The sequence below is a fragment of the Burkholderia sp. CCA53 genome, assembly GCF_001685525.1.
Lineage (GTDB): Bacteria > Pseudomonadota > Gammaproteobacteria > Burkholderiales > Burkholderiaceae > Burkholderia > Burkholderia multivorans.
This window is the reverse complement of sequence record NZ_BDDJ01000001.1, coordinates 2228268-2247466: the sequence shown is the minus strand read 5'-3', so window position 1 is coordinate 2247466 and position 19199 is coordinate 2228268. Positions and strand designations below refer to the sequence as shown.

At 68.5% G+C, this 19199-nt stretch carries 14 protein-coding genes; 4 read left to right on the top strand and 10 right to left on the bottom strand.

Features of this window, described 5'->3' with window-relative positions; genetic code table 11:
• Window positions 1–156: 156 nt before the first annotated feature.
• Window positions 157–1593 carry a xylulokinase gene (locus BCR55_RS10440; protein WP_065494532.1) on the bottom strand — a complete coding sequence of 479 codons (1437 nt, stop codon included), beginning with the start codon at window positions 1591–1593 and terminating at the stop codon, window positions 157–159.
• A 422-nt stretch (window positions 1594–2015) separates the two neighbouring features.
• On the opposite strand from BCR55_RS10440, the gene BCR55_RS10435 reads away from it, so the two are divergent.
• Window positions 2016–3392: a nucleobase:cation symporter-2 family protein gene (locus BCR55_RS10435; RefSeq protein WP_006398432.1), complete on the top strand. Its 1377-nt coding sequence runs from the start codon at window positions 2016–2018 to the stop codon at window positions 3390–3392.
• Window positions 3393–3807: 415 nt separating this feature from the next.
• Here the strand turns inward: BCR55_RS10435 and BCR55_RS10430 are convergent, their stop codons facing one another.
• Genes BCR55_RS10430 through BCR55_RS10420 form a run of 3 tightly spaced genes read right to left on the bottom strand, consistent with a single transcriptional unit; the run spans window position 3808 to window position 9827 of the window.
• Entirely contained in the window at window positions 3808–5331 is a 1524-nt protein-coding gene (locus tag BCR55_RS10430) for an efflux transporter outer membrane subunit (RefSeq protein WP_006406476.1), read from the bottom strand.
• Window positions 5331–8531, bottom strand: coding sequence for an efflux RND transporter permease BpeB (bpeB, locus tag BCR55_RS10425; RefSeq protein ID WP_006406477.1), 3201 nt, complete (start codon window positions 8529–8531; stop codon window positions 5331–5333). The genes BCR55_RS10430 and bpeB overlap by 1 nt, the downstream gene beginning before the upstream one ends.
• Before the next feature lie 15 nt (window positions 8532–8546).
• Window positions 8547–9827, bottom strand: coding sequence for an efflux RND transporter periplasmic adaptor subunit (locus BCR55_RS10420; RefSeq protein ID WP_006406478.1), 1281 nt, complete (start codon window positions 9825–9827; stop codon window positions 8547–8549).
• Window positions 9828–10226: 399 nt separating this feature from the next.
• Here BCR55_RS10420 and BCR55_RS10415 point away from each other — a divergent pair, with 399 nt between their 5' ends.
• Both BCR55_RS10415 and BCR55_RS10410 read left to right on the top strand, forming a co-directional pair.
• The gene (locus tag BCR55_RS10415; protein ID WP_006398425.1) at window positions 10227–10865 is read left to right on the top strand and encodes a TetR family transcriptional regulator; all 639 of its coding nucleotides are present in this window, start codon (window positions 10227–10229) and stop codon (window positions 10863–10865) included.
• Window positions 10866–11062: 197 nt separating this feature from the next.
• A complete protein-coding gene (locus tag BCR55_RS10410) occupies window positions 11063–12055 on the top strand; it encodes a helix-turn-helix domain-containing protein (RefSeq protein WP_065494531.1) in 993 nt (330 codons plus the stop codon).
• A gap of 37 nt (window positions 12056–12092) precedes the next feature.
• Here the strand turns inward: BCR55_RS10410 and BCR55_RS10405 are convergent, their stop codons facing one another.
• The 6 genes from BCR55_RS10405 to BCR55_RS10380 form a co-directional block, all read right to left on the bottom strand.
• Window positions 12093–12800, bottom strand: coding sequence for a CoxG family protein (locus BCR55_RS10405; protein ID WP_065494530.1), 708 nt, complete (start codon window positions 12798–12800; stop codon window positions 12093–12095).
• A gap of 28 nt (window positions 12801–12828) precedes the next feature.
• Window positions 12829–13188 carry a DUF427 domain-containing protein gene (locus BCR55_RS10400; RefSeq protein WP_006398422.1) on the bottom strand — a complete coding sequence of 120 codons (360 nt, stop codon included), beginning with the start codon at window positions 13186–13188 and terminating at the stop codon, window positions 12829–12831.
• A gap of 127 nt (window positions 13189–13315) precedes the next feature.
• The gene (locus tag BCR55_RS10395; RefSeq protein ID WP_006406482.1) at window positions 13316–13756 is read right to left on the bottom strand and encodes a carboxypeptidase-like regulatory domain-containing protein; all 441 of its coding nucleotides are present in this window, start codon (window positions 13754–13756) and stop codon (window positions 13316–13318) included.
• Window positions 13757–13859: 103 nt separating this feature from the next.
• Window positions 13860–15344, bottom strand: coding sequence for a DegQ family serine endoprotease (locus tag BCR55_RS10390; RefSeq protein ID WP_006406483.1), 1485 nt, complete (start codon window positions 15342–15344; stop codon window positions 13860–13862).
• Window positions 15345–15442: 98 nt separating this feature from the next.
• The gene (locus tag BCR55_RS10385; RefSeq protein WP_006406484.1) at window positions 15443–16789 is read right to left on the bottom strand and encodes an ATP-binding protein; all 1347 of its coding nucleotides are present in this window, start codon (window positions 16787–16789) and stop codon (window positions 15443–15445) included.
• A gap of 3 nt (window positions 16790–16792) precedes the next feature.
• The gene (locus BCR55_RS10380; RefSeq protein ID WP_006398417.1) at window positions 16793–17455 is read right to left on the bottom strand and encodes a response regulator; all 663 of its coding nucleotides are present in this window, start codon (window positions 17453–17455) and stop codon (window positions 16793–16795) included.
• A gap of 175 nt (window positions 17456–17630) precedes the next feature.
• On the opposite strand from BCR55_RS10380, the gene dacB reads away from it, so the two are divergent.
• Entirely contained in the window at window positions 17631–19163 is a 1533-nt protein-coding gene (gene dacB, locus BCR55_RS10375; protein ID WP_035488964.1) for a D-alanyl-D-alanine carboxypeptidase/D-alanyl-D-alanine-endopeptidase, read from the top strand.
• Window positions 19164–19199 lie beyond the last annotated feature (36 nt).

The following is a 19199-nucleotide window of genomic DNA, read 5'->3' as shown; positions in this document are numbered from 1 at the left end:
CCGGTTCCATTCCGCGCCGCGCGGCATCGCGCGCCGGCCTGCGGAAAAATCGGGTGCTCGCCATGATCGCGCGTCGCGGCGCGCCGTGCGTGCGCTAATCAGTCGCCGGCTTGCCACGATGCGTCATCGGTGGCGCAAAACGACAAGTGCCCGAGTTTAAACGCCCGTCGCGAACCACGCATCGGTGCGCGCATACAGATCGACGAAGCGCGCGTGCCGCGCGGCGAGCGCGCGATCGTCGCGCGGCGCGGCAACCGGCGACGCGGCCGGTGCGAGCGCGGGCAATGCCGATTCGCTCCAGTGGCCGATCGCGAGACCCGCGAGCAGCGCGGCGCCGCGCGTCGCCGCATTCGGACATTCGAGCGCGTGGAGCGACGCGCCGAGCGCATCGGCGAGCAGCTGCCGCCAGCGCGGATCGACGGAGCCGCCGCCCGCGACGCGCAACGACGCGACGGGATCGTCACGGTTCGCATCGCGGATCGCGTCGAGCCCTGCGCGCAGCGCGAACGCGACGCCATCGAATGCGGCACGCATCATCGCGCCACGCGTGTCGCCGAGCGCGAGGCCGAGCCAGCCGCCGCGCGCATCGGGATTCATCCACGGCGAGCGCTCGCCGGTCAGATACGGCAGGAAGCAGAGCCGCTCGGACGGCGGCTGCGCGAACGCGTCGTCGTAGGCGGCGGCCCAGTCGGGATAGCCAAGCCAGCCGCGCACCGCTTCGAGCGCGAGTCCCACGTTCTGCATCGCCGCCATCGTGTAATAGCCACCGCCCGCCGCCGCACGATAGCGATGCAGCCCGCGCCGCGCAGGCGGCAACGCGTCGGCGAGCACGACGATCTGGCCGCCGCTGCCCGTCGTCAGCAACGCGTCGCCGGACGCGACGAGCCCGCTGCCGAGCGCCGCGCACGCGGTATCGCCGGCGCCGGTCGCGAGCGGCACGCCGGCCGGCAGCCCGAGCGCGGCCGCGGCGCGTGCGTCGAGTGCGCCGCAGCGCGCGGCCGACGCGCGTACCGGCGCGAAGCGGTCGGCCGGCAACGCGAGCGCCTCGATCCGCGCGCGATCCCACGCGCCGTCGGGCGACGCAAGCGCCGTCGCGCACGCATCGCTCGGATCGGCCGCGACCTCGCCGCCGAGCGCGACGCGCAGCCAGTCTTTCGGCTGCACGGCCCAGCGCGCGGCACGCAATGTGTCCGGCTCGTGCGCGGCAAGCCAGCACAGCAGCGGGCCGGCCATTCCGGGCGCGACCGGATTCGGCGCGTCCGGCCAGCGCGCCGCCTCTGCTTCGCGCGCCGCGCGCGTGTCGGGCCACAGCAGCGCCGGCCGCACCGGACGCGCGGCCGCGTCCATCAGCACGACGCCGTGCATCTGGCCCGACAAGCCGATCGCAACGACCTGCGCGCGTTCGTCGGCCGGCAAACGCGCGGCCGCGCGCAGCAGCGCGTCCCACCACGTCTCGGGCGCGATCTCGGCCCAGCCCGGTCGCGGCGACGACAACGGATACGGTTCGCTCGCGACCGCGCGTTCGACGCCGTCGGCATCGATCGTGACGAGTTTGACGGAGCCGGTGCCGAGGTCGATGCCGAGCAGACGCATGACGGGATCAGGATTCGAATGAACGGATGTCGATGATAGCGGGATCGTGATGCCGCCCGGATTTTCGCGATGCGCGTCGCCTGCGCGGCGGCGGGCAGCAATCGGTTGCACCGCGCGGCAAAACGGCGGTTCGCGGGTTAACCCGATGCGCTTTTCGTGCAGGCGATTTCGGGACTATGCGGACCGCGCGATACACATCATAAGGTTGCCGATATTTGACATGGGGGGCCGCCCAATTTTGGACAGCTATAAAACCGTAGAACCTCACTCCAGCGGCGTTTCCCCATGATCGACATCTCGTCTCATGCCGAATTGGCATATCGAACCAGCAAAGAACGGAATAGAACCCAGTGCTCTTGTGACGCCGGTGCATTCCGCATAACTTCGTATCACCCCGAAAACAAGATCATGGAGTGAGACAGATGCAATCGAACACGGTCCATCCGTGCGATGAGGTGTTGCCGACCGGCAAGCTTGTAACGCTCGGCCTGCAGCACGTCCTCGTCATGTACGCCGGCGCCGTCGCCGTGCCGCTTATCGTCGGCGGCGCGCTCAAGCTGCCGAAAGACCAGATCGCGTTCCTGATCAGCGCCGATCTGTTTTCGTGCGGCATCGCCACGCTGATTCAGACGCTCGGCCTGTGGATCTTCGGCATCCGCCTGCCCGTGATCATGGGCTGCACGTTCGCGGCCGTCGGCCCGATGATCGCGATCGGCACGAACCCCGGCCTCGGCATTCTCGACATCTTCGGCTCGACGATCGCAGCCGGCATCATCGGCATCGTGCTCGCGCCGATGATCGGCAAGCTGCTGCGGTTCTTCCCGCCCGTCGTCGTCGGCACCGTGATCTCGGTGATCGGGCTGTCGCTGATGGAAGTCGGAATCAACTGGGCGGCAGGCGGCGTCGGCAACCCCGAATACGGCAGCCCGGTCTACCTCGGCCTGTCGCTGCTCGTGCTCACGCTGATCCTGCTGATCAACAAGTACGGCCGCGGCTTCGTCGCCAACATCTCGGTGCTGCTCGGGATCGTCGCGGGCTTCGTGATCGCGTTCGCACTCGGCCGCGTGAACACCGACGGCGTATCGGTCGCGCCGTGGGTCGGTTTCGTGATGCCGTTCCACTTCGGCTGGCCGCACTTCGACCCGCTGTCGATCGCGACGATGGTCACGGTGATGTTCGTCACGTTCATCGAATCGACCGGGATGTTCCTCGCGGTCGGCGACATGGTGGAGCGCCCGGTCGATCAGGATCGTCTCGTGCGCGGGCTGCGCGTGGACGGCCTCGGCACGCTGATCGGCGGAATCTTCAACTCGTTCCCGCATACGTCGTTCTCGCAGAACGTCGGCCTGATCGGCGTGACGGGCGTGAAGAGCCGCTTCGTGTGCGCGACCGGCGGCGTGATCCTCGTGCTGCTCGGCCTGTTCCCGAAGATGGCGCAGGTCGTCGCCTCGGTGCCGCCGTTCGTGCTCGGCGGGGCCGGCATCGTGATGTTCGGGATGGTCGCCGCCAACGGCATCAAGGTGCTGTCGAAGGTCGACTTCGTGAAGAACCACCACAACCTGTTCATCGTCGCGGTCAGCATCGGCATGGGCCTCGTGCCGGTCGTGTCGCCGCACTTCTTCTCGAAGCTGCCGCCGGCGCTCGCACCGATCCTGCATAGCGGCATCCTGCTCGCATCCGCGTCGGCCGTGATCCTGAACCTCGTGTTCAACGGCGTGAAGGGCGAGAAGGACGCGAAATGCGAAATCCGTCGCGCCGGCCACGACTTCGACGGACAGGCCGTCGACGCGCATCACTGATCGAACAACGCATGCGCCGCGACGCGGCGCCGCGATCGACCCAGACGCCACGGGTGAAACCGTGGCGTTTTTGTTTGGGAGTATGAAGATCGGGCGTCGGCCTGCGGTCGTGCGATCGCGCGATTGTGGGATTGCGCAAGCGCGCGAGCGCGGCACCGGGCACACGACGCGCGCGTCGACGAGTGCCGGCACGGCTTGCGCACGCGCGCACGGGCACCACACACACGGCCTAACGTCGCATACGCCGCACACGCCGCACACGCCGCACACGCCGCACACGCCGCATAAAAAAACGCCACGAACTCACGTCCGTGGCGTTTTCATCGACTGCCGGCGCGGCGATCCGCGATCTCGACCCGGCAGCGTCTCGTCGAAGCGAAGTGAAGCGAGCGGCGCGCGCCGCCCGCTCTTACGCTTACCCGTTCGTCGCCGCAGCCGACGCCGACGCAGGCGCCGAGGCCTTGTCGTAATCGACCGTCTGATCGGGCGCGCGCGGCGTCTCGCCGGCCCGCTCGATCCAGCCGCCGCCGAGCGCACGATACAGATCGACGAGGTTCGTCCAGCGCGCGAGCCGCGCATTGATCAGCGCCTGCTGCGCGGTGTACAGATCGGTCTGCGCGGTCAGCACCGACAGATAGCTGTCGACACCGTTCTTGTAGCGCAGGTCCGACAGATCGAAGCGGCGCTGCTGCGCATGCGTGTTGCGCTCGAGCGCGGCGATCTGCTGATCGTACGTGCCGCGCGCGGCCAGACCGTCGGCCACTTCGCGGAACGCGCTCTGGATCGCCTTCTCGTAGTTCGCGATCTCGATGCGCTTCTGCACGTTCGCGAGGTTCAGGTTCGCGATGTTCTGCCCGCCTTCGAAGATCGGCATCGTGATCTGCGGCGCGAACGACCACGCCGCGGTGCCGGCCTTGAACAGCCCGCCGAGCGTGGGGCTCGCGGTGCCGAACGCGCCCGTCAGCGAGATGCGCGGGAAGAATGCCGCGCGCGCCGCGCCGATGTTCGCGTTCGCGGCGAGCAGCGTCTGCTCGGCCTGCATGATGTCCGGACGGCGCGTCAGCAGATCCGACGGCAGCCCGGCCGGCACGTCGGCAAGCAGGTTCTGCGCATCGAGCGGCAGCCCCGGCGGCAGATCGTCCGGCAGCGGCTCGCCGATCAGCAGCACCAGCGCGTTGAGCGCCTGCGCACGAGCGCGCGCCTGCGCCTGCTGGTTCGCGAGCGCCTGCTCGACGACCGTCTGCGCCTGACGCAGCTCGAGCTCGGAGCCCGTGCCGTTGTCGAACTGCAGCTTCGTCAGGTCGTACGAGGCCTGCGCCGTCTTCAGCGTGTCTTCCGTGACCTTCAGCAGGTCGTCGGTCGACAGCAGCGTCAGATACTGATCCGCGACCTGCGACACGAGCGAGATCTCGGCGGCCTGCCGCGCATACGCAGTCGACAGATACTGCGCGAGCGCCTGGTCCTTCAGGCTCTGCACGCGGCCGAACAGATCGAGCTCCCACGACGCCGACAAGCCGACGTTGTAGACGCGCGAAATATACGGCGCACCCGTTTGCGACACGCCCTGCGGCGTGCGCTGGATATTGCCGGTGCCCGTACCGTCGAGCGTCGGGAACAGGCCCGCGCGCGTGATCTGATACTGCGCGCGCGCCGCCTCGATGTTGAGCACCGACACGCGCAGGTCGCGGTTGTTCTTCAGCGCGATCTCGATCAGCCGCTGCAGGCGCGGATCGACGAAGAATTCGCGCCAGCCGATGGCGGTCGCCGCCTGGCCGTTCGCGCTGCGCGCGCCGGCAGCGCCCGGCTGCGTCGCATAGACGCCGCCGGACGGAAACGCCTGCGCGACGGGCGCGTCGGGCCGCGTGTAGTGCGGCGCCAACGTGCAGCCTGCGGCAAGGAGCGCGACCGCGATTGCAGTCAAAGCGTGTTTTTGCATCATCACTGTCCCTTGTTGCCTTCGTCGCCGTTGCCCGGCTTCTCTTCGTGGTGCGAGTGCTCCTGAGCCAGGCGCAGCGCCTCGTCGACGTCTTCCTTCTCGCCGCTGAAGATCGCACGGATCTTCACGAAGAACATCGGGATCATGAAGATCGCGAGGAACGTCGCGGTGATCATCCCGCCGATCACGCCCGTACCGATCGCGTGCTGGCTCGCCGAACCCGCGCCGTTGCTGATCGCGAGCGGCAGCACGCCGAGAATGAACGCGAGCGACGTCATCAGGATCGGGCGCAGCCGCAGACGCGCCGCTTCGAGCGCGGCCTCGATCGGCCCCATCTTCTCCGTCATCTGCAGTTCGCGCGCGAACTCGACGATCAGAATCGCGTTCTTCGCGGACAGACCGACCGTCGTCAGCAGGCCGACCTGGAAGAACACGTCGTTTTCCAGACCGCGCAGCGTCGCGGCGAGCAGCGCGCCGATCACGCCGAGCGGCACGACCATGATCACCGAGAACGGAATCGACCAGCTCTCGTACAGCGCCGCCAGACACAGGAACACGACGAGGATCGAGATCGCGTACAGGATCGGCGCCTGCGAGCCCGACTGGATTTCCTGGAACGACAGACCCGTCCACGAGTAGCCGATGCCGGTCGGCAGCTTCGTCGCGAGCGCTTCCATCGCGGCCATTGCCTGACCGGTCGACTTGCCCGGTGCGGCCTGACCCTGGATTTCCATCGCCGAAATGCCGTTGTAACGCTCGAGCTTCGGCGAACCGTACGTCCAGTGGCCGGTCGCGAACGCGCCGAACGGCACCATCCCGCCCGAGCCGTTGCGCACGTACCAGATGTTCAGGTCTTCCGGCGTCATCCGGAACGGCGCGTCGGACTGCACGTACACCTTCTTGATCCGGCCGTCGGTGTCGAGGAAGTTGTTCACGTACTTCGACGCCCACGCGATCGAGAACGTCTGGTCGATCGCATCCGCCGTCACGCCGAGCGCGTTCGCCTTCTCGCGATCGATGTCGACCTTGTACTGCGGCGTATCGTTCAGGCCGTTCGGACGCACGCCCTGCAGCGTCGGATCCTTCGCGGCCATGCCGAGCAGCTGGTTGCGTGCGGCCATCAGCGCGTCGTGGCCGAGACCGGCGTTGTCCGTCAGCTCGAAGTCGAAGCCGGCGGCCGTGCCGAGTTCCGGAATCGACGGCGGGTTGAACGGAATGACGATCGCGTCCTTGTAGCCCGAGTAGCGGCCGAACATCCGTCCGATCAGCGCCTGCACCTTCTGGTCCGCGTGCTGACGCTGCGCGTAGTCCTTCAGGCGCACGAACACGAGACCGGAGTTCTGGCCGCGGCCCGCGAAGCTGAAGCCGTTCACCGTGAACGCCGATTCGACGATGTCCTTCTCGTCCTTGAGCAGATAGTCGGTGATGTTCGCGAGCGTCTTCGCCGTGGTTTCCTGCGTCGAGCCGGACGGCGTCTGCACGATCACGAACATCAGGCCCTGGTCTTCATCGGGCAGGAACGACTTCGGCAGCCGCACGAACAGCAGGCCGACCGCGACGATCACGACCAGATAGATGATCAGCCAGCGGCCGGACCGCTTGATCACGTGGTGCACGCCGACGTGGTACTTGTCGCGGCTCGCGTTGAACGTGCGGTTGAACCAGCCGAAGAAGCCCTTCTTCTCTTCGTGATGGCCTTGCGGGATCGGCTTCAGGATCGTCGCGCACAGCGCCGGCGTCAGAATCAGCGCGACGAGCACGGACAGCACCATCGCGGACACGATCGTCAGCGAGAACTGCCGGTAGATCGCGCCGACCGAACCGCCGGAGAACGCGACCGGCACGAACACGGCGGACAGCACGAGCGCGACGCCGACGAGTGCGCCGGTGATCTGGCCCATCGCCTTGCGTGTCGCCTCCTTCGGCCCGAGCCCCTCTTCCGCCATCACGCGCTCGACGTTCTCGACCACGACGATCGCATCGTCGACGAGCAGACCGATCGCGAGCACGAGGCCGAACATCGACAGCGTGTTGATCGAGAAGCCGACGAGCGACATGATCGCGAACGTACCGAGCAGCACGACCGGCACCGCGATCGTCGGGATGATCGTCGCCCGCAGGTTCTGCAGGAACAGATACATCACGAGGAACACGAGCACGATACCTTCGAGCAGCGTCTTGACCACTTCCTCGATCGACAGCTTCACGAACGGCGTCGTGTCGTACGGATACTTGACGACGAGCCCGTGCGGGAAGTATTTCGACAGCTCGTCGACCTTCGCGCGCACGGCCTTCGCGGTCGCGAGCGCGTTCGCGTTCGTGGCGAGTTGGATGCCGAGCGCCGCGGACGGCTGGCCGTTGTACTTCGTATCGAAGTTGTAGTTTTCGGCGCCGAGGCCGATCTGCGCGACGTCCTTCAGACGCACCTGCGAGCCGTCCTGGTTCACCTTCAGCAGGATGTTGCCGAACTCGGCCGGCGTGCGCAGCAGCGTCGCCTCGGTGATCGTCGCCTGCAGCAGCGTGCCGGGCTTCGCGGGCGTGCCGCCGATCTGGCCGCCGGCGACCTGCACGTTCTGCGCGCTGATCGCCGACGTCACGTCGACCGGCGTGAGCCCGTAGTTCGTCAGCTTGACCGGGTCGAGCCACACGCGCATCGCGTACTGCGAGCCGAACAGCGTGACGGTACCGACGCCGTTCAGACGGCTGATCGGATCCTGCACGTGCGACGCGACATAGTTCGCGAGGTCGTAGCGGTTCATGCTGCCGTCTTCGGAGTTGAACGCCAGCACGAGCAGGAAGCTGCTGCTCGACTTCGTCACCTTCAGACCGAGCTGCTGAACCACCTGCGGCAGAATCGGCGTCGCGAGCGACAGCTTGTTCTGCACCTGGACCTGCGCGATGTCCGGGTTGGTGCCCGGCGCGAAGGTCAGCGTGATCGTCGCGGTGCCCGAGTCGTCACTGGTCGACGACATGTACAGGAAGTTGTCGAGCCCGCTCATCTGCTGCTCGATCACCTGCGTCACCGTGTCTTCCACCGTCTTCGCGGACGCACCCGGATAGTTCGCGCTGATCTGGATCGACGGCGGCGCGATGGTCGGGTACTGCGCGATCGGCAACGTGAAGATCGCCGCAACCCCGGCCAGCATCAGGATGATGGCGATCACCCACGCGAAGATCGGGCGATCGATAAAAAACTTTGCCATGAAACAGGCTCCCTGTTATTGCGCGCCCGAAGCGGCGGCGGACGACGCCGCGGCGGCGCTAGCCGGCGCGCCCGACGCGCCGGCACTCGATGCTGCGGCGGCCGAAGCCGGTGCGGCGGCGGCCGGCGCGGCGGCACCCGACGCGTCGTTCGGCGCCGACGCGAGCTGCGCCGGAACGGCCTTCACGGTCGCGCCCGGACGCACCTTGTCGACACCCTGAACGATCACGCGATCGCCGGGCTGCAGCCCGCTTTCGACGACCCAGTTCTGACCTTCGATGCGCGTCGCGGTCAGCGTGCGCGGCTCGACCTTGTTGTTCGCGTTGACGACCATCGCGACCGCCTGGCCCTTCTGGTCGTGCGTGACGCCGATCTGCGGCACCAGGTACGCGTTGTCGTTCACGCCTTCCTCGATGCGCGCGCGCACGAACATCCCCGGCAGCAGGACCTTGCCCGGGTTCGGGAACACCGCACGGATCGTGACCGAGCCGGTCGTCTGGTCGACCGTCACGTCGGAGAACTGCAGCTTGCCGGGCTGCGAATAGGTACGGCCGTCCTCGAGGATCAGCGACACCTTCGCGGCACCGGGGCCGGTCGTCTTCAGACGGCCGCTCTGCACGTCCTGACGCAGCTTCAGCCCCTCGAGGCTCGACTGCGTGAGGTCGACGTACACCGGATCGAGCTGCTGCACGGTCGACATCAGCGTCGCCTGGCTCGCCTGCACGTACGCGCCCGGCGTCACCTGCGAGATGCCGACACGGCCGGTGATCGGCGACACGACGTCCGTGTAGCCGAGGTTGATCTGCGCGGTCTCGACCGACGCCTTGCCGGCCGCGACGTCGGCGGCGGCCTGCCCTTGCGCGGCCACCGCGTTGTCGTAGTCCTGCTTGCTGACCGCGTTCGCGGCCACCAGCACCTTGTAGCGCGCGACGAGCGCGTTCTGCGTGGCGAGGTTCGCCTGCGCCTTCGCGAGCGTCGCCTTCGCGCTGTTCAGCGCGGCGATATACGGTGCCGGGTCGATCTTGTAGAGGCGCTGACCGGCCTTGACGTCGCTGCCTTCGGTGAATTCACGGCGCAGCACGATGCCGTCGACCCGTGCGCGCACCTGCGCGACGAGGAAGGCGCTGGTGCGGCCAGGCAGTTCGGTGAAGACCGGTACGGCTTGCGGCTGGACCGTGACGACGCCGACTTCCGGCGTTTGCGGCGGCGGTGCCGATTCTTTTTTCCCGCACGCGGCCAGGAAAACGGCGGCCGTCGCGACAGTGAGTAAGCGGTATGGAACCCGTTCGACGCGCATGGAGCGACCTCTGTGTATAACCAATGGAATGAGTGCGGCGCCCGACCCCGGAGCACGGCACGGATGCGCCTCGCGGCGCAGATCGAACACCTGAATTACTGGACTGCTGGATACAACAAGCGGCACGAAACCTCCGTGCCGGCAAGGCGCCGCAAACTGCGGACTGGTACTTAGGCGGGAATCAGCAGAGTGGGATATTAACTGATTGCCACTTTGGTCATTCGATCGTAGGGTGGTATTGTATATACATTCATGGATGTATGTAAAAAGACCATCCGCGCCGTGCCAAGCGCGAAGTCTTACGAATTGTTACCAGTCGCAAGCATAGCCCGTTCGGGCGCGCGCGACGAGGGGCCCGGCCCCGGTTTACCACTCATCGATTCAGATTCAGGCCTGCACATGGTCAGACGCACCAAGGAGGAGGCACTCGAGACGCGCAACCGCATTCTCGATGCCGCCGAGCACGTGTTCTTCGAAAAAGGCGTATCGCATACGTCGCTGGCGGACATCGCGCAGCACGCGGGCGTGACGCGCGGTGCGATCTACTGGCACTTCGCGAACAAGAGCGACCTGTTCGACGCGATGTTCGACCGCGTGCTGCTGCCGATCGACGAGTTGAAGCGGATGCCGGCGGACGCGCCGGGCAGCAATCCGCTCGAGAAGGTGCGCAAGATCCTGATCTGGTGCCTGCTCGGCGTGCAGCGCGATTCGCAGCTGCGCCGCGTGTTCAGCATCCTGTTCATGAAGTGCGAGTACGTGGCCGACATGGAGCCGCTGCTGTTGCGCAACCGCGCGGGGATGAGCGAGGCGCTGCACGCGATCGACGCCGATCTCGCGATGGCCGTGCGGCTCGAGCTGCTGCCCGAGCGGCTCGACACGTGGCGCGCGACGCTGATGCTGCATACGCTCGTCAGCGGCTTCGTGCGCGACATGCTGATGCTGCCGGACGAGATCGATGCGGAAAAGCATGCGGAGAAGCTGGTCGACGGCTGCTTCGACATGCTGCGCTGCAGCCCGGCGATGCTGAAGGACGACTGAGGCGGGCGGCCGGCTCGGCTCGGCTCGGCTCGGCTCGGCTTCGGCTTCGGCTTCGGCTCGGCTTCGGCTTCCGCTTCGCCTCGGCTTGAGCTTCAGCTTCAGTCCCGGCCTGGCTTGCCGCCCAACACCCGCTTCCACTCCATGGCCCGATTCGCGTTCTTCGTTAGAATCGGGCCATCGTCATTCCGGAGCCCCGCATGACCACCGCTTCGTCGCCCGCCGCGACCGTCGTCGCCGTCGTCGCGTACGACGGCATCAGCCCGTTTCATCTGTCGGTGCCGTCGGTCGTGTTCGGCAAGGAGCGCGATGCGGCCGACTCGCCCGCGTTCGAATTCCGCGTGTGTTCCGCCGATCGCGGCCCGCTCGCGACGACGGGCGGCTTCACGATCGTCGCCCCCTACACGCTCGACGGGCTGCTCGATGCGGACATCGTGATCGTGCCGAGCTGGCGCGACGAGGACGAAATGCCGCCCGACGAACTGCTCGACGCCGTTCGCGCGGCCGCCGCACGCGGTGCCCAGCTGGTCGGCCTCTGCCTCGGCGCATACGTCCTCGCCGCGGCCGGCCTGCTCGACGGCCGCCCGGCCACCACGCACTGGGCGTGGGCCGACGATTTCGCGCGACGCTTTCCGCGCGTGAAGCTCGATCCCGACGTGCTCTACGTCGACGACGGCAACCTGATGACCTCGGCCGGCACGGCCGCGGGCCTCGACTGCTGCCTGCACGTCGTACGGCGCCGCTTCGGCTCGGACGCCGCGAACCGGATCGCACGCCGTCTCGTGATTCCGCCGCACCGCCAGGGCGGCCAGGCGCAGTACGTGCCGCAGCCGGTCGCCGCGCATCCGCGCGATACGCGCCTCGCCGCGCTGCTCGACTGGGTCCGCGCGAACCTGGACGCCGCGCACAGCGTCGATTCGCTCGCGGCGCGCGTGCTGATGAGCCGGCGCACGTTCACGCGCCACTTCCGGCAGGCGACCGGCACGACCGTCACCGCATGGCTGCAGGCCGAGCGCCTCGCACGCGCGCAGCATCTGCTCGAAACCACCAGCCAGTCGATCGACGCCATCGCGCAGGCGGCCGGATACGGCTCGAGCGTGTCGCTGCGTCAGCATTTCGCGGGTGCGCTCGGCACGTCGCCGTCCGCGTATCGGAAACAGTTTCGCGGCATCGGCAGCGACGCGCGGCCGTGACGGCGAGCGCGTCGCGGGGCAGGCCGCGCGAGTGTGATCAGCCGCCGTTGAACCAGCGCGCGACGTAGAGCAGCAGCGCGACGAACACGATCATCGCGACCCACGCCCACAGCGGCACCGGCCCGGCCTGGCGATGATGAAGCGCGCCGGCAGCGCGGCCGCCCGACGCGCCGGCCAGATGCGGCGACGCGGGGCGCTTTGCCGCGGCCGTCAGCGCGGCCGGACGCAGGAACACGTGCGCGCGGCGCGGCGCGGCCGCGCGGGCACGGTTCGGCGCGAGCCCGTGCTTCGCCTGCACGATCGCGCAGAATTCGCGGAAGAAGTCGTCGATGCAGTCGCGCAAGGCGTTCTCGATCTGCCGCGCCGGCAGTTCGGCGAGCGGGCCCGTCGCGGTCGCCCATACGCGGTACTCGATGCAGGTCGCGTCCCCGGCGTCGTCCGGCGCCAGCACGACGTCGATCTGGCCGCGCAGCGCGCCGAGGCCCTCCGCGCGTGCATGGAAACCGAGCATCCGGCGCGGCCGCCCTTCCGCGTCGCCGTGCTCGGCCGCGACGTGCACACGCACCTCATAGCGCCCGCGCAGCGTGCCGTGCGGCACCGTGATCGTCAGCGCGAATTCGTCGCGCGCCCGCTTCACGAACGATTCGCAATGGTCGACGCTCGCGCGCAGCAGCGCGACGTCCTCGAGCGCGTCGCGCACGACGGCCGGCGCAAGCGCAACGCATAACGTGTCGTTCAGTTCCATGACGCCTCCGCGATCCGCGCACGACGCTTCACGACGTTTCGACGAGACTGTCGATCCGCGCGACGTCGAACGCGACGTACTGCGCGAGCGCGAGCGCCGCTGCCGCCGGCGACTCGTAGCTCCATGCGGCGTCCTCGATCACGCCGTCTTCCGTTTGCAGATTGAAGTAGACGGCCGCGCCCTTCACCGGACACGTCGCCGTCGTGGCCGAGCGCACGAGCCTGCTCATGTTGACGTCGCCGCGCGGCAGATAGTGGACGTCCGGCTGCCCGGCTTCGCGCACGGTCAGTGCGCCGTGCGAGTCCGCGTACGTGATGCCGCGATGGATCACGCGCACGCGATGGCGGTTCAGCACGATTTCGAGGCGAGGGGCGGCGGCATCGGACATCGTTTCTCCTTCGGGCGAAGCGGCGCGCGGCCCGCGCGCAGGAAACGAAAAAGCCACGGCGCGAACGCCGTGGCTTTCATTATGGGCGAAACTTCGTGCGATTGCGCGATCGGGGCCGCGGCCCGCGTTACTGTGCACTCCACTGGAACGCGGCCTTCGCGCCGCCTTTCGCGCCGACCGTGACCGCGCGCGTTTCGTCGCTGCCCTGATACGACGCGTGCACCGTGTAGCGTCCCGGCGGCAGCTTCACGAGCATGTAGGGCCCGCGCGCGTCGGTCTTCAGCACCTCGTTGCCCTTGCCGTCGACGATCCGCACGTGGACGTCGGCCAGATATTCGCCGCCCTTGCCCGTGAAGCGCAGCGCGAGCGGCCACGCCGATTCGTTGCGCTCGAACGCCGTCGACTGATCCTTGCCGATGCCGCCCGACACGAAGCTGATGTCGCCCTGCTGGGTCGCTTCGGGCAGGCCGTCCGACGACTGCGCGTACGCGCCGGTCGCGGCGGCTGCGAGGCCGGCGCTCAGCGCGACGGCGACGGCAATTCGGGACACGTTGCGTAGATATTGCATGGCTCTCTCCTTTGGGTCGGAACACATACGGGGGCCGCGGCGATGCGCGGACGTCGGCGGCGCGCGCCGCGGCCGGCCGAACCGGCCCGCGGCGCGCGCACGGTCAGCTCAGATCGACCGGCACGAAGATTTGTGCATTATCGCGCTGGATCAGCAGAGCAAGACTGTTGCCCGCGCTCTTGACCGCTTCGCGCAGCTGCTCGGGGCTCGTGACGGGGCGGCCGTTCACGGCCAGGATCACGTCGCCCGGCTGAATGCCGGCGCTCGCGGCCGGGCCGCCGGCCTGCTGGACGATCAGCCCGTGCGACAGGTTATCGGCGCTGCGCTCCTGCGGCGTCAGCGGCCGCACCGCAACGCCGAGGCGCCCCTGCTCGACGGGGCCGCCGTCGTTCGACGCGAGCTTCGCGTCGGTCATCGCGCCGAGCGTGACGGTGACGGACTGCTTCGCCTTGTCGCGCCAGATCTGCAGGTCGGCCTTCGAGCCCGGCTTCAGGTTCGCGATCTGCGACGGCAGCGTCGTCGAATCGACGACCGGCGTGCCGTTGACCGACAGGATCACGTCACCCGGCTGCAAGCCGGCCTTCGCGGCCGGGCCGTTCGGATCGACCGAGCTGACGAGCGCACCGTCCGGCTTCGCGAGCCCGAACGAGCTCGCGAGCGTCTGGTTCAGCCCCTGCACCGCGACGCCGAGCCGGCCGCGGCTTACGTGCCCGGTCTTCACGAGCTCGTCCTTCACCTTGATCGCTTCGTTGATCGGAATCGCGAACGACAGGCCCTGGAAGCCGCCCGTCTGCGAATAGATCATCGAGTTGATCCCGATCACCTCGCCCTGCAGGTTGAACAGCGGGCCGCCCGAGTTGCCGGGGTTGACCGGCACGTCGGTCTGGATGAACGGCGTGTAGTTCTCGTCGGGCAGCGCGCGCGACTTCGCGCTGATGATGCCCGACGTGACCGTGTTGTCGAAGCCGTACGGCGAGCCGATCGCGACGACCCACTGGCCGACCTTGCTCTGCGCCGGATCGCCGATCTTCACGGTCGGCAGGCCGGTCGCGTCGATCTTCAGCACCGCGACGTCGGACTGCTTGTCGGAGCCGACGACCTTCGCCTTGTACTCGCGCTTGTCGGTCAGCTTCACCGTGACGACGTTCGCGCCGTCGATCACGTGCGCATTCGTGAGGATGTATCCGTCCGGGCTGATGATGAAACCCGACCCGAGGCTCGCGCTCGGCTGATCGTCCGGCTGCGCGTCGCCGCCCATGCCCGGCACCTGTCCATAGAAGCGCTTGAAGAACTGGTAGAACGGATCGCTCGGGTCGATCGGCAGCTGCGGCTGCGGCACGCGCCGCGCAACCTGCTTCACGACGTGCTTCGCGCTGATGTTGACGACCGCCGGACCGTAAGTCTCGACCAGCCCGGAGAAGTCGGGGATGCCGGTCTTCGCGGCCGCTTCGGCCGGCATCATCGCCGCCGCGTGCGCGGGCGCGATGATCTGCGGATCGGCGCGGCGCGTGCCGGCGACGTAGCCGGCGGACAGCGCGGCGGCCACTGCGACGGCGACGGCGCTGCGCGCAAGGAATCGGGTGTTCATCGTAGGACCTCCTCTTTTGTTACGTCGCAGCGTAACGATGCTGACTTAAAGGAGGCTTAATCAGCCTTAAGCGCAACTTAAGCCGCCTGCCGCGCGCCTTACACCGACGCGGGCTGCTGCGGCGCCTGCGCGGGCATCTCGGCGTCGCGGAACACGACGCTGACGAGCAGGCCGCCCGCCGCCGCATCGCCGAGCGACACGGTCGCGCCCTGCTGCGCGGCAACACGCTTGACGATCGCGAGACCGAGCCCGCTGCCCGACACGTCGGTGCGCGCGCGCGCCGAGCTGTCGCGATAGAAGCGGTCGAACACGCGCTCGCGCTCTTCGGCCGGAATGCCGGGGCCGCTGTCGCCGATCTGCACGCACGCGCGGCCGGCCGCGTCGCGCGTCAGCGAAACGTCGATGCGCCCGCCGTCGGGCGTGTACTTGACGGCGTTGTCGAGCAGGTTGCCGAACATCACGCGCAGCGCGCCGACGTCGGCGACGACGGTCGCCGCGCGCGTTTCCTCGAAGCCGAGGTCGATGTTGCGCCGCTGCGCGAGCGGTGCGTGCGCGGCCACGCATTCGGCGAGCAGCGTCTGCAGGTCGACCGGTTCGCGCACCGCGCCCGCGTCGGGTTCGGCGCGCGCGAGCGCGAGCAGTTGCTCGGCGAGCCGCGTCGCGCGCGTGACGCCGTGCTGCAGATCGTCGAGCGCCTCGCGGCGCGCGGCATCGTCCTTCGCGCGTGCGACGAGCTGCGCCTGGATCTGCACGGCCGCGAGCGGCGTGCGCAGCTCGTGCGCGGCATCGGCGACGAACGCCTTCTGCGTGTCGAGCGCACCCGACAGCCGCGCGAGCAGCCCGTTCAGCGCGCGCACGAGCGGCTGCACCTCGAGCGGCAGCCGCGCGTCGGGCAGCGGATCGAGCGCCTCGGGCCGGCGCGTTTCGACCGCGCGCGTCACGCGGCCGAGCGGCGCGAGCCCGCGGCCGACGATCATCCAGACGGCGGCGCCGAGGAACGGCAGCAGCACGATCAGCGGCCAGAGCGTGCGCAGCGCGACGTTCGCCGCGAGCCGGTTGCGCACCGACAGCGGCTGCGCGAGCTGCACGACGTTGTCGCCGACGATCGCGCCGTACACGCGCCACTCGCCGCGATCGGTGCGCTCTGTCGAGAAGCCGAGCTCCGCGCGCGGCGCGATCGGCGCGCGCGGATGCGAGAAGTACATCAGCACGCCGTTGCGATTCCAGATCTGGATCACGATTCCTTCGTCGCCGTTGGTGCGCGAGCCGAACACCTGCGAGAACGGCTCCGACGGCAGCGCCGCGGCGATTTCCTGGAGCTGGTAGTCGAACAGCTCGTTCGCCTCGGCCAGCGCCTGCCGGTAGATCAGCCAGCCCGCGACGCTCACGCCCGCGACGACGATCGCGAGCAGCCAGATCAGCAATTGATGACGAATCGACCTCACGCGTCAGCTTTCCTTGACGACCATGTAGCCGAGCCCGCGCACGTTGCGGATCAGGTCCGAACCGAGCTTCTTGCGCAGCGCGTGGATATAGACCTCGACCGTGTTGCTGCCGATTTCCTCGCCCCAGCCGTACATCTTCTCCTCGAGCTGGCTCTTCGACAGCACGGCGCCCGGCCGCGCGAGCAGCGCCTCGAGCAGCGCGAACTCGCGCGCGGACAGCGCGACCGGCGCGCCGTCGAGCGTCACCTGGTGCGATGCCGGATCGAGCGTCAGCGCGCCGTGGCGGATCAGCGACTCGCTGCGCCCGGCCTGCCGGCGGATCAGCGCGCGCATCCGCGCGCCGAGTTCGTCGAGATCGAACGGCTTGACCAGATAGTCGTCGGCACCCGCGTCGAGCCCCTTCACGCGATCGGCGATCGCATCGCGCGCGGTGACGATCAGGACCGGCAGCGACAGCCCGCGCGCGCGCAGCGTGCGCAGCACGTCGATGCCGTCGCGCTTGGGCAGGCCGAGATCGAGCAGCAGCAGGTCGTAGGACTCGCCGCCGAGCGCCGTGAGCGCCGACTCGCCGTCCTGCACCCAGTCGACCGCGAAGCCGTCCGAGCGCAGCGCCTTGCGCACGCCTTCGGCAATCATCCGGTCGTCTTCGACAAGCAGAATCCGCATCGGAATCGCATCCATGGGACGAGTGACAGATGCCGCCCATTGTAGCGCCGCGAATCCTGCGCGCGACCGCGCGCGCCCTCCGCGATTTCGTCGTACTTGTCGCACTTGTCTCTACAATGTGCGCTTCGGCGCGCCGCGCGCCTTGCCCGAGCTCCCGCTTTTCCCGTATTCGTCCATGCCGATTTCCGCTCTCTCCACCCGCTTCGCCCCGCGCGCACGCGTCTGCCTGCGCGCGGCCGCCGTCGTCGCCACCTGCACGGCGCTCGCGTTCGCGCCCGCCGCACACGCCCGCAAGAAACCCCACAAGGACGCGCGACGCGCGCCGGTCGTCTCGGCGGCCGCGCGCGACGCCGGCCTGCCGGCGTCCGTGCTCGTCGCACTGCAGCGCGCGAAGGTACCGGCGTCGGCGATGAGCGTCGTCGTCGAGCGCGTCGGCGATCCGCAGCCGCTGATCGCGTGGAACGCGAATCGGCCGATGCTGCCCGCATCGACGATGAAGCTCGTCACGACGTTCGCGGGCCTGTCGATCCTCGGCCCCGACTTCCGCTGGCGCACGACCGCGTATGCGGACGGCCCGGTCGATCCGGACGGCACGCTGCAGGGCAATCTCTACATCAAGGGCACCGGCGATCCGAAGCTCGTGCCCGAGGAGCTGATCGACCTCGTCGACAAGATCCGCAAGGCCGGCATCAAGCGCGTCGCCGGCGGCCTCGTGCTCGACAAGAGCTATTTCGCCGCGTCGACGCGCGACCTGCCGTCGTTCGACGACGACGTGAGCGCGCCGTACAACGTCGGCCCCGACCCGCTGCTGTACGCGTTCAAGGCGATCTCGTTTACCGTCACGCCGGGCGAAGACGGCAAGGTCGCCGTCGACGTGCTGCCGCCGCTCGCGAACCTGTCGATCGACAACCAGCTGTACGAAGGCAGCGGCTCGTGCGCGAGCGCGGCGGCCGCCGCACGCCCCACGCTGAACGCCGACGGCGCGATGCTGACCGCGTCGTTCGCCGGCGACTACCCGCTGCGCTGCGGCGCGCGCACGACCAATCTCGCGATCCTCGATCACACGACGTTCTTCGCGCGCGGCTTCCTCGCGCTCTGGCAGCAGGACGGCGGCACGATCGCGGGGCCGGTCGCCGAAGGCAAGGTGCCGAGCGCCGCGCGGCCGATCGCCGTACATCACGGCCCGGTGCTCGGCAGCGTCGTGTACGACATCAACAAGTTCAGCAACAACGTGATGGCGCGCAATCTGTTCCTGACGATCGGCGCGGTCGCCGGCAAGCCGCCCGCGACGCCCGAGCAGTCGAGCCGCGTGATCCGCGCGTTCCTGCAGAAGAACGGCATCGCGATGCCCGACCTCGTGCTCGACAACGGCTCGGGGCTGTCGCGCGACGAACACGTGAGCGCGCTGTCGCTCGCCGCGCTGCTACAGGCCGCGAACGCGAGCCCGGTCGCGCAGGCATTCATCGACTCGCTGCCGATCGCCGGCATCGACGGCACGATGAAGAACCGGCTGACCAACGCCGGCGTGCTTGGCAACGCGCATATCAAGACCGGCACGCTGCGCGACGTGCGCGCGATCGCCGGCTACGTCGCGGGCGCGGACGGCCAGAGCTACGTGGTCGTCAGCTTCATCAACGACGATCATGCCGAAGCCGCACGTGCCGCGCACGACACGCTGCTCGAGTGGATCTACGCGGGCGCGCACTGACGAACGCGGCCTCGCCGAAACGGGGCCGCACCGCCC

What these genes read in the sequence shown, in the direction of transcription:
- BCR55_RS10420 (WP_006406478.1), bottom strand. Translation starts at nt 9,827, where the DNA reads ATGCGCGTCGAACGGGTTCCATACCGCTTACTCACTGTCGCGACGGCC.
- BCR55_RS10400 (WP_006398422.1), bottom strand. Translation starts at nt 13,188, where the DNA reads ATGTCCGATGCCGCCGCCCCTCGCCTCGAAATCGTGCTGAACCGCCAT.
- BCR55_RS10380 (WP_006398417.1), bottom strand. Translation starts at nt 17,455, where the DNA reads ATGCGGATTCTGCTTGTCGAAGACGACCGGATGATTGCCGAAGGCGTG.
- bpeB (WP_006406477.1), bottom strand. Translation starts at nt 8,531, where the DNA reads ATGGCAAAGTTTTTTATCGATCGCCCGATCTTCGCGTGGGTGATCGCC.
- BCR55_RS10390 (WP_006406483.1), bottom strand. Translation starts at nt 15,344, where the DNA reads ATGAACACCCGATTCCTTGCGCGCAGCGCCGTCGCCGTCGCAGTGGCC.
- BCR55_RS10440 (WP_065494532.1), bottom strand. Translation starts at nt 1,593, where the DNA reads ATGCGTCTGCTCGGCATCGACCTCGGCACCGGCTCCGTCAAACTCGTC.
- BCR55_RS10415 (WP_006398425.1), top strand. Translation starts at nt 10,227, where the DNA reads ATGGTCAGACGCACCAAGGAGGAGGCACTCGAGACGCGCAACCGCATT.
- BCR55_RS10395 (WP_006406482.1), bottom strand. Translation starts at nt 13,756, where the DNA reads ATGCAATATCTACGCAACGTGTCCCGAATTGCCGTCGCCGTCGCGCTG.
- BCR55_RS10435 (WP_006398432.1), top strand. Translation starts at nt 2,016, where the DNA reads ATGCAATCGAACACGGTCCATCCGTGCGATGAGGTGTTGCCGACCGGC.
- BCR55_RS10430 (WP_006406476.1), bottom strand. Translation starts at nt 5,331, where the DNA reads ATGATGCAAAAACACGCTTTGACTGCAATCGCGGTCGCGCTCCTTGCC.
- BCR55_RS10410 (WP_065494531.1), top strand. Translation starts at nt 11,063, where the DNA reads ATGACCACCGCTTCGTCGCCCGCCGCGACCGTCGTCGCCGTCGTCGCG.
- dacB (WP_035488964.1), top strand. Translation starts at nt 17,631, where the DNA reads ATGCCGATTTCCGCTCTCTCCACCCGCTTCGCCCCGCGCGCACGCGTC.
- BCR55_RS10405 (WP_065494530.1), bottom strand. Translation starts at nt 12,800, where the DNA reads ATGGAACTGAACGACACGTTATGCGTTGCGCTTGCGCCGGCCGTCGTG.